This is a genomic window from Desulfatitalea alkaliphila, assembly GCF_022968795.1.
Lineage (GTDB): Bacteria > Desulfobacterota > Desulfobacteria > Desulfobacterales > Desulfosarcinaceae > Desulfatitalea > Desulfatitalea alkaliphila.
In genome coordinates this window covers 1-12,788 of sequence record NZ_JALJRB010000014.1, presented here as the reverse complement: position 1 = coordinate 12,788, position 12,788 = coordinate 1, and the positions used below count along the sequence as shown (strand labels likewise).

Genomic DNA, 12,788 nt, shown 5'->3' with positions numbered 1-12,788 from the left:
GGAATCACTCCCGGCTGTCGTCCGCGTCGTCATAGAGGTCGTAATCCGGATAATACTTCTCGGCGCAGGTTCGGCAAATGCCGTGGCTGAAGGTAATGTCCGAATGTTTTTGCAAGTATGTTTCCAACTGCTGCCAATATCCCTTGTCATCCCGGATTTGCTTGCAATGGGAGCAGATGGGCAACAGGCCGCGCAGGGTCTTGACCTGCATCAGGGCCGCCTGCAACTCCCGGTTGAGTTGATCGAGCCGGGCATTGCGCTGGTGCAGTTGTCGGCTCATATTGCTCAGCTCCTGGTTGAGCAAATGAATCTGTTCCCCGGCCGTTTCCAGTTCATCGGGGTCCAGGCGGCCCAGGGCCAAAAGATTTTCACCAACGCGCTGAAAAGTGAAAAGATAGGATCGGGGCGCTGCACCGGGTCGGTCGAAGCTGAAAAGATGTTCGATGGAGGGATCATCCACGACTGCGGAAAGCTCGAAGGTGCCGGCGAAATCGAGCAAATGGTCGCTGAACGATCGGCCCACCGCATCCTCCCCCAGGCGGCTGCGGGCAAAGGCATTGGCCCGGACGATGGTGCCGTTCGGCGCCATCACCAGCACGATCAGGGGTGCCCGCGTCTCGCAGTAGCGGCTTATCATCCGCGGAAAGTCCCCGTCGTCGATCATGGGTCAAGCCTCCCGATGGTGATCTCCAGCGCTTCCAGGGTCGGCACATATGCCACTTGGGCGAACCGTTTGAGCATGCCGCTGCCGGTGATGCGAAAGGCCTGGCCGCCCACCAGCAGATCCAGCCGGGGAAAATCGGCACGCACGGCATCGATACCCGCCTCCAGGGACGGCATGTTGGCGGCGATGCTCAAGGAGAGACCCACCAGGTCCGGCCGGATTTCGTCGATCAAGGCCACCAGATCGGCCACCGGTGTGTTGGCCCCCAGAAAGTAACCGTCCCAACCGTTGAGTTCGAAGATGTCGGCCGCCATCTTGCCGCCCACCTGGTGCCACTCGTTGGCGGCGCAGGATACGACGGCCTTGCGCAAGCGCCGCTCTCCGCCGAAGAGGCGAGGATAGACCAGGTGCAGCAGGCCTTCGGTGATGGCGGTGGCCAGGTGCTCCCGCGCCACCGAAATACGGTTGTTCTCCCACAGTTCGCCCACGGCGTAGAGACTCTTCTGAAACAGATCGGTATAAAGCTCGCGGATGGCGATCTGCCGGTCGAGCAACGCCTGCACGATCCGGCCGCAGCCGGCGCGATCCCCTTGCAACAAGAGATCCAGGTATCGTTCATAGAGGGATTGGGTGATCATCGGTGCGATGGCTCCTTGGGTTTTTTTCATTATCCCGATGTATCGGCCGCTTTGACCCGCGGCTTGAGTCTACGGTGGCGGTTCATGGTTCAGCACCTCCCTGATCTTGGCCAACAAGGTGTCCATGCTGAACGGCTTCTGCAAAAAAGCGACCCCTTTTTCCAAGACCCCCCGCTTGGCGATGATGCTGTCGGTGTAGCCCGAAATGTACAGCACGCGAGCCTCGGGATGGTGGTGGCGCACCTGGTCGTAAACTTCCGTGCCTTTCATCACCGGCATGACCACGTCGGTCAGCACCAGATCGATGGGCTGTTCCATGGTTTGGGCGAGCTGCACGGCGTTGACGGCGGTTTGGGACTCGATCACCTCGAACCCGCCGCGCATCAGCATGGTGCAGGCCAGGCGGCGCACAACGGGGTCGTCCTCCACTACCAGTATCCTTGCCGACCCGGATGCTCCGGGCGCCGGCCGCGGTTCGGCCGGGGTCCGGGCAACCGCTTGCCGACCCGCGTGCAAAGGCAGATAGATCTTGAAGGTGGTCCCATGGCCCGGTTCGCTGTAGACCCAGATATTGCCGTCATGTTGTTTGACGATACCGTAGGACGTGGCCAGCCCCAGCCCGGTGCCCTGATCCTTGGGCTTGGTGGTGAAAAAAGGTTCAAACAAACGGTCGAGGGTGGCCCGGTCCATGCCCGGCCCGGTATCGCTGAAGGCGATCATGGCGTAGCGGCCGGGACGCACCCCCGGTTTGCTTTCGGCGTATTCCCGATCCAAGTCCACTGTGATGGTCTCGATGGTCACTGTACCCCCATCGGGCATGGCGTCCCGGGCGTTGACGGCCAGGTTGAGCAGCACCTGCTCCAACTGCGCGGTGTCGGCCCGCACCTGGAGCGGTTCGTCGCTCAACACCATGTCCAGGGCGATGTCCTCGCCGATGATGCGGCGCAGCAGCTTCTGGAACCCGGTCAGCACGCCATTGAGGTCCACGGTTTTCATATCCAGAACCTGCTTGCGGCTGAAAGCCAGCAATTGCCGGGTCAGGGTCTTGGCCCGCGAAGCGGCGTGCTCGATGGCCCGCAAGGCTTCATAGTGGGGATGATCGGTGCCGATATCCTCCAGCAACATCTCGCCGTAGCCCAGCACCACGGACAGCAGGTTGTTGAAATCGTGGGCCACGCCGCCGGCCAGACGGCCCACGGACTCCATCTTCTGGGCCTGATAGAGCTGCTCCTGCAATTTGCGGTGCTCTCTTTGCGCTTTTAGGCGGTCGGAGATATCGCGGGTAATGCCCTGGAGACCCACAGGACGGCCGGACGCGTCGAAGATCACCTTGCCGTGGATTTCCACCGGAAAGGGTTCGCCGTTCTTGCGCAGCATTTCGGCCTCGAAAATGACACCGTGACCTTGCGGGCCCTCCTCGATTCCCCGCGCGACGGCTTGGGCCATCCTGGCGAAATTTTCCGCATCGCAATGGTCGGACAGGCAGGTGCCGACGAACGCTTCCGGCAAATGGCCGGTGATGCGTCGGCAGGCGGGATTGATGTAGGTGAAGATCAGATCCATGTCCATGGTCCAGATGGCATCCAAGGTGTTGTCCGCCAACAAGCGGTATTTCTGCTCGCTTTCCTGTAACTTCGCCTCGGTTTGTTTCAGCGCGTCGATCCCGCTGATCACCCCCTCGACGATGTTCACCGAACCGTCTTCTTCGAACAGCCCGCTGCCTTGCTCCCATACCCATCGCAGTTTGCCGGATGCGTGGTGAATGCGGTAGGTCAAATGAAAGGGTTTTTGTTCCTGCAATGCCGCCTGGATCTCTTCCCAAACCCGCTGCCGGTCATCGGGATGGATCAGGTCGCCGTAGGTCAGCTCCCGGTTGGCGATCAACGCCTCCGGCGGATAGCCGGTCAACGCTTCCGCCCCCGCGCTCACATAGCGCATGGTCCAGGCAGCGTCATTATCGCACCGATAGGCCATGCCGTTCAAATTGGCCACCAGCACCTCCAACCGTCGCCGCAGTTCGGCGTTCTCGGCTGCCAGGCGTTGTACTTCCACGCTGTCGTTCATATTGATCACTACTCCGCTCTGTGCGCCCGATTACCATGAGCCGGCAACGCCACCACCGCGGACCTGCCGCGACAGCAAACCCGCGCCATTGCCGGGCATTGAATTCTGTCCATTGTACCCGCACAGCGATGGATGCAACAAGGATAAATTCAAGCCTATGCGCCCACGTTTTCGGCCTTGACAACCGACCCACTTCAATTTATCATATGCGCAATTGTTAATATGTTTATTCACCCGGAGGTTGCAACCCATGACCACCAAAAAGGAAAATGCTGTTAAAGGCACCGGCCGGAAAAGCCTGGAGAGCGGGTCCTGCAACGTCCTGCACCCGATGACGGTACGCCGTGTTGCGAACCGGATGCCGCCCGAAGAGGCACTCTCGGAGCTGGCCGATTTCTACAAGCTGTTCGCCGACAAGACGCGGGTGGGCATATTGTGGGCCTTGAGCATTGCGGAGATGTGTGTCTGCGACTTGAGCATGTTGTTGCAAATGAAACAACCGGCCATCTCCCAACAGTTGAAAACCCTGCGCCAGATGCGCATCATCCGCGGCCGGCGGGAGGGCAAAGTGGTTTTCTACAGCCTGGATGACGACCACATCCGCACGGTGCTGCAGTTCGGGCACGATCACCTGCGGGAAGCTTTGGCGGAGCAAGGAGCAGACCTTTGAAAAACAGTTATGCCATCGAGAATATCGATTGCGCCATGTGCGCATTGAAGATCGAGGAGGCGCTCAATCGATTGCCCGGAGTGCATTACGCGGCGTTGGATTTCACCAATCAACGGCTGCACCTGGAGGCCGAGGACCTGGAGCAGGTGCGCGCCGCCATCGCCCGCCTCGAACCGGAAGCGACCCTCAAGGAACTACCTGAGGGCAGTGGTGCCGCCGAGCCCGAAACCGAAGTTTTCCGTCTCAACCGGGAATTGGTGATGCTGGGCATCGCCCTGCTGCTTTTCGGCGCCCATTGGCTCTTTGGCGCACGGTTGCAATCGCTGGGGGTGCCCGGTCTGCACCTGCTCCCGGCCCTGGCCGCCTACCTGCTGGCGGGGGCCAATGTGTTCCGCGGTGCCTGGCGCACCCTGCGCCGGGGCGATCTCTTCGACGAGAACGTGCTGATGGTGATCGCCACCATCGGCGCTTTGGCCATCGATGCCGTGGCCGAAGCGGTGACGGTGATGCTCTTCTTCAAAACCGGAGAACTGCTGCAAAACCTGGCGGTCTCACGCTCCCGGCGCTCCATCCGGGCCCTACTGGCCTCCCGACCGGACAAGGCATTCCGCCAAACGACCACGGGCCTGGAAGCGGTGGCGCCGGAACAGGTGCGGGTGGGGGACACCCTGGTGGTGCGCCCCGGCGAGAAGGTGCCCCTGGACGGCAAGGTGCTCAGCGGCGACTCCCGCTTGGACACATCGGCCCTCACCGGTGAGCCGGTGCCCTTGCACGCGCGGCCGGGGGATGCGGTCATGGCGGGAATGATCAACCTGCACGCGGCCCTTACGCTGCGGGTCACCCGCCCCTTCGGCCAATCGGCCATCGCCAAGGTGCTGGAGCTGGTGACTTCGGCCGCAGCCCGCAAAGCCCCCACGGAAAAGTTCATCACCACCTTCGCGCGCTGGTACACTCCGGCGGTGGTGGCGGCCGCCGCCGCCGTGGCCGTGATCCCGCCCCTGGTCCTGCCCGATGCCCTGTTTCGCACCTGGATCTACCGCGCCCTGGTGCTGCTGGTGATCTCCTGCCCCTGCGCCCTGGTGATCAGCATTCCGCTGGGTTACTTCGGCGGTATCGGCCGGGCTTCCAAAAACGGCATTCTGGTCAAAGGGTCCAACTACCTGGACGCCCTGGCCCACCTGAAGACCGTCGTCTTCGACAAAACCGGCACCCTCACCCACGGACGCTTCGAGCTGCTGGAGGTGGTGCCCCGCAACGGCCGCCACCCCAAGGCGTTGCTGACCCATGCCGCCTTGGCGGAAATGCACGCCACCCACCCCATCGCCCAATCCATTCTGGCCGCCCTGCGCCGGGAAGACATCACCCTGGACGGCGATGCGGTCAGTGGCCACACCGCCCTGCCGGGCCGGGGCATCCGGGCCACGGTCCACGGGCGCACCGTGCTGGTGGGCAACGACGCCTTGCTGCACGAGCAAGGCATCCCCCACGATGTCTGTGAAGTGGACGGCACAGCCGTCCATGTGGTGATCGACGGTGAATATGCCGGCCATCTGCGCATGGGCGACGCCGTTAAACCGGAAGCGGCCGAGGCCCTGGCCGGCCTGCGCAAAGAGGGGGTCGAGCAACTGGTCATGCTCACCGGCGACAACGAGTGCGCCGCGGCGGCGGTGGCCGACCAGTTGCAGTTGGACGCTTTTCATGCCGGACTGCTACCCGATGAAAAGGTGGCCGTGCTGGAGCAGATCATGGCCCGCGCGGGCGACGGCGGCAAGGTGGCCTTCGTGGGCGACGGCATCAACGACGCGCCGGTGATCGCCCGCTCCGACGTGGGCGTGGCCATGGGCGCCATGGGTTCCGAAGCGGCCATCGAAACCGCCGATGTGGTGCTGATGACCGGCAGCCCCATGAAAATGGTTACGGCGGTACGCATCGCCCGCCGCACCCGCACCATCGTCTGGCAGAACATCGTCATGGCCCTGGCGGTCAAGGGCGTGTTCGTGGTGCTGGGCGCCATGGGAGTGGCCTCCATGTGGGAGGCGGTGTTCGCCGATGTAGGGGTGGCCCTGGCGGCGGTGGTGAATGCGACCCGGGCGTTGCATTCCAGGGGGTAGCGTGTGGATAGAGTTCGATAAAATCAAAGTACAAGCGACGGTTTCAGGATGTTTCAACGCCACCGCCTGTTAACAGGCGGTGGCGTTTTGCAAGCTGACACTTCACGGATATACGCGACTATTGAAAAAACGCGTTCAACGCTTGTGCAACCTCGGCGGGTTTTTCCTCTTGTACAAAGTGGGCGGATTCGATCTCGACAATCTGAGCGGATGGAAAAAAGGCTTCGATGCCGACAAGGTATTCCGGAATTACGACAGTGTCCAGATTGCCATAGACATACAACAAAGGCATATTGAACGTGGTACCGGCAAGAAACAACTCGTACCAGCGTTGCCCGTCCTGGGCCATGGTACGGTATAACGAAGCGGCGGTTGTCGGGGTGTCGGCAATGCTGTAGGCGCGGATATATTCGTTGATGGATTTTTGGGGCACGGGACGGTCCCCGAAAAAGTGGGAGACCCAAACATCTTCATTGCCCGGGATCATGGCTTCGGGCAGATGGGGTTGTTGCTGAAAATATTGATACCAGAAAGGAACCGCACCTGCATCGTAGATGATATCGCGTGCCGCAAGATTGTTCACCAGATTAACGATAATGTGAATATTCAAGATGGCCAGTTTCTTTACCCGCTCGGGAAGCGCAAGGGCAACCTCTTGAGCGACAACACCACCCCAGTCGTGTCCTACCAGATAGAAATCCGAAATTCCCAAAGCATCCACAATTGCAACAATGTCCTTTGCCAATTCGACCTTCTGATACAGCGATTGGTCCAGGGTGCGCTCACTGTCGCCAAGCCCGCGCAAGTCAGGGGCAATGATGCGCAGTGATGGATTCAAATCTCCTGCCACGGCATCCCAGCAATAGGAGTTTTCAGGCCACCCATGAATCATGACCACAGGATATCCGTTTCTGCTCCCACCTTCCCGGTAGCTGAAGGTGCCACGATCCACGGTGATCGTTTTCAGTTTCAGATTCCCTCTTGCAGGGCCAGTGCCAGCATCAGGCGGCACGCATGCGACAACATAGAACGCCAACATTGCCAACAGGATGATTAATGATATGGCCAGCTTTGATGTGAACCTCTTTTTCATGATCAATTCCTCTCCCTCATAATTGGTTTGGTAGTGCCTGCAATTTACAGTAGCAATGGCCATACCAGTACCGGATTGCCCTAAGGGAACCTCGAAAAACACAGTAGGACAAATACGGCTTCACCCTTGGACGCCTTGCCCTGGCGCCCTCCGGCTTTTGCAACAGTGGGGCGTGCTCGAATAGGGTGAACTGTTGAGATGGGTAGCCCACAAGATGGTACATGTGCCAGTCTGGAACATTCCACACTGGCACATGTTCCACTGGCGATCAGTGAAGCGTGCCAATGATGATGATCTTGAAAACAGCCATAATTCACCATTTCGGTTGTTTTCAGCGAAGAGATGGTATCCACGCGTTATGGATTGATCAACTGCAACGCTTTCACTTTCCGATGGATGGTGTGCCGATGGAGCCCTAACAGCCGGGCCGCCTTGGTCTTGTTCCAATGGGTTTTTTCCAGGGCGTCCAAAATCTCAGCGGTGGAATATTTCGTTTTTTTGGAAGGCCCACGGTTGGCAGACCGGGCCATAGGGACGGGGCTCCTCATTTCTGCCGGGAGGACCTCCATCGTGATGACCGACCCACTGCAAAGCACATAGGCATGTTCCAAAACGTGTTCCAACTCCCTTACATTTCCGGGCCAGTCATAGTTGGCGAACCTGTTGAGCGCCTCGTTGGAGACACCATCGATACTTTTTTTGTAGCGCGCGTTAAACAATGAACAGAAATGGGAGACCAGCAAAGGCAGGTCCTCCATCCGGTCGCTTAACGGGGGCAAGGCAATCTCCATTACCTTGAGCCGGTAATAAAGGTCTTCGCGAAACTCACCCAGCCGCACCTTCTCTTTCAGGTCCTTGTTGGTGCATGTAATGATTCTTACATCCACCTTTCGGGTGACGGACTCACCAACCCGTTCAAACTCTTTCTCCTGCAACACTCGCAATAGTTTGAGTTGTAAGGTTGGCGAAATGTCACCGATCTCATCCAACAAAATGGTACCGCCTTCGGCCATCTGGAAACGCCCCTGCCGGTCTTTTGTGGCTCCGGTAAAGGCGCCTTGGACGTGACCAAAAAGTTCGCTCTCCAAAAGACTCTCGGTCAGGGCGGAGCAATTGACTTTCACAAAGGGCTTATTGGCCCGCTCGCCGGCATAGTGAAGGGCACCGGCGACCAGTTCCTTTCCCGTGCCGCTTTGGCCAGTGACTAAAATGGTGGTTTCAAGACTGGCCAGCGTTTCCAAAAGGTCATAGATTTCCTGCATCTTCTTGCTCTTGCCAATCAGGTTTTGGAACTTGTATCTTCCCCTTAGCTCTTTTTCCAAACCGAGCAGTTCCGTGATGTCCCTGATCACAAGCACGGCCCCCATATTTTCTCCGCTGTCGCCTACCAAAGGAGAGCTGTTCAACACTACGACCTGCTGGGGCCGATCATTACGCCGGCATCCGATTTGGCGCTCTTTGATTTCTGTTTTTTGAGCCAGCGTCTCTTGCAGGACGGCGTGACATGATCTGCAACATGGGGTCTGGGCGTCGGCATGAGGGGTGGTGAGGATGGTTTCGATGGGCACGCCACAGATCGTTTCAATGGCGCTATTGGCATCCGTGACATGGCCCCGGGCATTGACCGCGATGATCCCTTCTTTCACACTTCCGAATATGGCTTGCAATCGTTTGCGATGATTGGCAAGGTCGGTTTCCGCTTTTTTCCGCTCTGTGATGTCATGCCAAATCCCCCGGAATCCGACAATCTTGCCATTGACCCGTTTCAGGGAGATGGAACACTCGAGGGTCATTATCGTTCCATCCTTGCGTATGATATCAAAGACCTCGCCTTTTTTAGGGATGCCTGTTCGATACACTTCATTATACACCTGATAGACGCGGGCCGCGGTTTGCTCATCCATGAAGGTTTTAAATGGAAGGTTCAGCAAATCCTCTCTGGACTCTTTAATCGTATCGATGGTGGCCTGATTAAAGGCGGTGAGATTTCCTTCCAGGTCGTATTCCGCATATCCATCCGGCAAATCGTCGATGAGTTGGCGATATTGACGGTGTGCCTCCTTGAGAGCGGATTCGAAATTGTCATGCCTCCCTGAAACGGTAATCGCCGGTTCGTTATCCCGAATCATTTTTTCACTGTCGGGCATTGAAATGCCTCCCTGCAATCCATGCAAATCTTCCCGGAAATTGGTTTTGCAGATGTCTCTGAGATCTGTTAAATAGTATCCTCGGTAGGCGTAGCGCTTTCGGCGTTACTGCAATGCTTTTCCCTTTTCTCTTCCGACTTGTTTCACCATAAAATAGTTGAACCAGTACTTATAACCAAGCGGTGTTCGCCGATGTCGTGGTGGCGCCGCCCCTTTTCTACGTCTTGCGCTTCTCATTCTTTCGGCTTGAAGGTAACGGACGGCTCGATCCGCTCCCGTTGGCGAAACCCTTCGGCTTCGCGGATGTCGCCGTACTTCCGGTGCAAATCTTCCAGCGGGCCGGCATCCAGGGCGAACATGGGGCAGGCCTCGACGCAGATGGTTTGCCGACCCGCTTCCAACCGTTCCAGGCACAATTGGCACTTCTGCATTTTGGCGTCGGGTTCCGGTCCGAATTGAGGGGCATCCCAGGGACACGCCTTGCGGCACTTGCGTGGGCATTGGTCCTGTCCTACACAACGATCAGGGTCCACCACCACGATGCCGTCCGTTTCGCGCTTGCTGATGGCCCCCTCGGGGCAAGCCGGGATGCAGGGCGGCTGGGCGCAGTGGTAGCAGGGGGCAGCCAGGTAAGCGGCGGACAGGTCCGGAAAGACGCCCTTTTCGATGCAGTGCACCCGCATCAGGTTCACCTCGGCAGCGGCAATGTCGTACCAGTCTTTGCAGGCCACCACGCAGGTGTAGCACCCGGTGCAGCGGCTCTGGTCGAAGTAGAAGCCCATCTGCGCCATCACTTCACCTCCTTGCGCTGGGATCCGTCGGCGCGCACCACTTGCACCAACGCGCTGTTCATGGGAAAGGCGCCGCCGGGAGAGGGTTCATCGCGGGTCAGGGTGTTGGCGCAGGCGCCCGTGTCCACCCCGGTTTCATCCGGCGTGTACCAGGCCCCCTGGCACAGGTTGACCACGCCCGGCATGATGCGCTCGGTGACCCGCGCGGTGGTGCGTACCCGGCCGCGGTCGTTAAAGATTTCGATGGGATCGCCATTTTCGATCCCCCGCTCGCGGGCGTCCCGCGGATGGATCCAGAGGCCGTGATCTTCCAATGCCTGCAGCCAGGGGACACGTTCCAGGGTGGAGTGGGTGCGCACCTTGCTGTGGGTGGTGAGCAGCTGCAGCGGATATTGTTGCGCCAGTGGTGCATCAAAATGCTCCGGGTGGCCCAGGTATTGGGGCACGGCGGGCACGCGCGGGTTGTTCATCTCCGCCAGATGGTCGCAGGCGATCTCGATCTTGCCGGACAGGGTGGGAAAGGGGTGATTGGCCGGATCGGCGATCTGCTCCCGGAAGGCGACAATGGGCTCGGGCAGCCGGATCTTGAGCACTCCGTCGCGCCGCAATGACTCGAAATCGGTGACATCCTTGCGCCGGGAAGTGAACAAACGCAGAATTTCCTCGTCCGACAGGGTGTAGAAATCGGCCGGCACCCCCAGACGGGGCGCCAGTTCGCGGCAGATTTCCAGGTCCGACTTGGTTTCCGGCAGGGTGTCCACCGCCTTGTTCAGGTAAAGAAAGTAGGGTGATCCCAACCAGGGGGGCGCGATATCACTGCGCTCCATGAAGGTGTTGACCGGCAGCACGATGTCGGCGAAGCGGGCCGTGGGGGTCAAAAATTGTTCGTGCACCACCACGAACTCCAGGGCGCGCAGGGCTTCGGCCCCGCGATTGGCGTTGGGGTACTGGTTGAGGCAGTTGCTGGCCACGATGTAGGCCATTTTCAGATCGGCCGGATAACCACCGGCGCGCCCGCGCAGCACGGCATCCCAGATCCGGCTCTGGTGAATGCGGGCGCTGGTGGCGTTTGTGCCGCCGCTGAGCCTGTAAAGGCTGTCGGGGCGGGGCAAGGCGCCGTTTTCCACCGGGTTGGCCGACGGAATGCCCTTGGATTTGTCCACCTGCTGCGCGGGATCCTTTTTCATCAGGTGGCCGGTCTCGCGGCTGGAGTAGGCCCGCATGAAGCCGGCCGGATAACCGCCGGGAATGCCGATGTTGCCGGTCATGGCGCACAACACGTTGGCCGTCCGGCTGTACTGCTCGCCGATGGCCGTGCGCGCCGGTCCCCAGCCGGCGATGAGGGCCCCCGGCTTGCAGGCGGCATAGGCCCGTGCCAGGTCGGCGATGGTGTCGGCCGGCACCTTGGTGATGGGCGCGGCCCAGCCCGGCGTCTTGGCAACGCCGTCGCTGTTGCCCAACACATAGTCCCGGTAGGCATCGAAACCCACGGTGTATTTTTCGATGAAGGCCTTGTCCAACAAACCCTCGCTGATGATCACGTGGGCCATGGCGATGAGCATGGCCGCGTCCGTGCCGGGACGAATGGGGATCCACTGGTGGGCGAAGGTGGCCACCGAATCGGTGAAACGCGGGTCCACCGCCACGATGCGCGCTCCGTTCTCCCTGGCCTTGGCCACCGCCAGGCTGGTTTCCGGATCCCAGACGGTGTTGGCCGGATTCCAACCCCACATGAGGATCAATTTGGAATTGAGCAGATCGTCCCGCGAGTGGCCGGTGCGGATGGTGCCGTAGGTGGCCATGGAGGCGAACAAAGCCCCCTCATAGGAAGGGATGCCCCAGTAACGGGTGAACCCGCCGAAGGCTTGCAGCATCATTCCCGGTGCCGTGGGCCCGTGGAGCATCCCCTGGTTGCCGGCCCCCGGCAGAAAAAGAATGGCCGAATTGCCGTAGGTCGCCTTGACCCGTTTGAGCTGGTCGGCCACCGTATCCAGGGCTTCGTCCCAGCCGATGCGCTCGAACCGCCCCTGCCCCCGCTCGCCCACCCGCCGCAGCGGATAACGCAGTCGCTCGGGGGAATACTGCCGCTGGCGGTAGGCCCGCCCCCGGGCACAGGCACGAATCTGGGGCTCGGCCCCGGTGTCCGATTCGATTCGCAGAATGCGCCCGTCTTTCACATGGGCCTTGAGCACGCAACGACCGCCGCAGTCGTGGCAGCAACCGGTATTGACAATGGTCACGCCGTCGTCCGGCGGCGTCGAAACGGAAGGCGGGTGGGCCATGGTTCCCCCTCGATGGTTTGCATTTTTCATGAACGACAAGACGTTGCAACGACAAGGCAACATCCTGCAAGTCTCTCTTCTATCCCACGTCATCCCCGCATCCGTCAAGAATCACAAACCCGGTTCGACAATATCGGCATATAGATGTGTGCTTCACTCGTGAACAGTTGAATGGTAGAATATAAGAATATACGAAAGGTAGATAAGCTGAATCTTGATGAGGCGCTTCTCCGTTTGTAATTCTGATAACCATTGCGTGGTGCGGTTAGTGAACAGGCGGGATTGGTGCGTTGAACGACCGCCGGCGGGTGGGTCGGGGTGGCCGGGT

9 protein-coding genes are annotated in these 12,788 nt (G+C 59.6%); 2 read left to right on the top strand and 7 right to left on the bottom strand.

Features of this window, described 5'->3' with window-relative positions:
* Positions 1-4: 4 nt before the first annotated feature.
* From MRX98_RS12895 to MRX98_RS12885, 3 genes are all read right to left on the bottom strand, one after another.
* Complete coding sequence (locus MRX98_RS12895) at positions 5-664, bottom strand: hypothetical protein (protein WP_246909213.1); 660 nt, start codon at positions 662-664, stop codon at positions 5-7.
* Positions 661-1,302, bottom strand: a complete 642-nt coding sequence (locus tag MRX98_RS12890) for a cobalamin B12-binding domain-containing protein (RefSeq protein WP_246909199.1) — start codon at positions 1,300-1,302, stop codon at positions 661-663. The genes MRX98_RS12895 and MRX98_RS12890 overlap by 4 nt, the downstream gene beginning before the upstream one ends.
* Positions 1,303-1,371: 69 nt before the next feature.
* The gene (locus tag MRX98_RS12885; RefSeq protein WP_246909197.1) at positions 1,372-3,366 is read right to left on the bottom strand and encodes a hybrid sensor histidine kinase/response regulator; all 1,995 of its coding nucleotides are present in this window, start codon (positions 3,364-3,366) and stop codon (positions 1,372-1,374) included.
* A 250-nt stretch (positions 3,367-3,616) separates the two neighbouring features.
* Between MRX98_RS12885 and MRX98_RS12880 the strand changes: the two genes are divergently transcribed.
* Positions 3,617-4,036, top strand: coding sequence for an ArsR/SmtB family transcription factor (locus tag MRX98_RS12880; RefSeq protein WP_246909189.1), 420 nt, complete (start codon positions 3,617-3,619; stop codon positions 4,034-4,036).
* A complete protein-coding gene (locus MRX98_RS12875) occupies positions 4,033-6,147 on the top strand; it encodes a heavy metal translocating P-type ATPase (protein WP_246909181.1) in 2,115 nt (704 codons plus the stop codon). Before MRX98_RS12880 ends, MRX98_RS12875 begins: the two co-directional genes overlap by 4 nt.
* Positions 6,148-6,265: 118 nt before the next feature.
* Here the strand turns inward: MRX98_RS12875 and MRX98_RS12870 are convergent, their stop codons facing one another.
* From MRX98_RS12870 to MRX98_RS12855, 4 genes are all read right to left on the bottom strand, one after another.
* On the bottom strand, positions 6,266-7,240 hold the full coding sequence (locus MRX98_RS12870; RefSeq protein ID WP_246909180.1) for an alpha/beta fold hydrolase: 975 nt from the start codon (positions 7,238-7,240) through the stop codon (positions 6,266-6,268).
* Positions 7,241-7,596: 356 nt separating this feature from the next.
* Positions 7,597-9,387 carry a sigma 54-interacting transcriptional regulator gene (locus MRX98_RS12865; protein ID WP_246909178.1) on the bottom strand — a complete coding sequence of 597 codons (1,791 nt, stop codon included), beginning with the start codon at positions 9,385-9,387 and terminating at the stop codon, positions 7,597-7,599.
* Positions 9,388-9,620: 233 nt separating this feature from the next.
* The gene (locus MRX98_RS12860) at positions 9,621-10,178 is read right to left on the bottom strand and encodes a 4Fe-4S dicluster domain-containing protein (RefSeq protein ID WP_246909176.1); all 558 of its coding nucleotides are present in this window, start codon (positions 10,176-10,178) and stop codon (positions 9,621-9,623) included.
* Positions 10,178-12,460, bottom strand: a complete 2,283-nt coding sequence (locus MRX98_RS12855; RefSeq protein WP_246909174.1) for a molybdopterin-dependent oxidoreductase — start codon at positions 12,458-12,460, stop codon at positions 10,178-10,180. Before MRX98_RS12855 ends, MRX98_RS12860 begins: the two co-directional genes overlap by 1 nt.
* Positions 12,461-12,788 lie beyond the last annotated feature (328 nt).

What these genes read in the sequence shown, in the direction of transcription:
- MRX98_RS12865 (WP_246909178.1), bottom strand. Translation starts at nt 9,387, where the DNA reads ATGCCCGACAGTGAAAAAATGATTCGGGATAACGAACCGGCGATTACC.
- MRX98_RS12885 (WP_246909197.1), bottom strand. Translation starts at nt 3,366, where the DNA reads ATGAACGACAGCGTGGAAGTACAACGCCTGGCAGCCGAGAACGCCGAA.
- MRX98_RS12890 (WP_246909199.1), bottom strand. Translation starts at nt 1,302, where the DNA reads ATGATCACCCAATCCCTCTATGAACGATACCTGGATCTCTTGTTGCAA.
- MRX98_RS12880 (WP_246909189.1), top strand. Translation starts at nt 3,617, where the DNA reads ATGACCACCAAAAAGGAAAATGCTGTTAAAGGCACCGGCCGGAAAAGC.
- MRX98_RS12855 (WP_246909174.1), bottom strand. Translation starts at nt 12,460, where the DNA reads ATGGCCCACCCGCCTTCCGTTTCGACGCCGCCGGACGACGGCGTGACC.
- MRX98_RS12895 (WP_246909213.1), bottom strand. Translation starts at nt 664, where the DNA reads ATGATCGACGACGGGGACTTTCCGCGGATGATAAGCCGCTACTGCGAG.
- MRX98_RS12870 (WP_246909180.1), bottom strand. Translation starts at nt 7,240, where the DNA reads ATGAAAAAGAGGTTCACATCAAAGCTGGCCATATCATTAATCATCCTG.
- MRX98_RS12860 (WP_246909176.1), bottom strand. Translation starts at nt 10,178, where the DNA reads ATGGCGCAGATGGGCTTCTACTTCGACCAGAGCCGCTGCACCGGGTGC.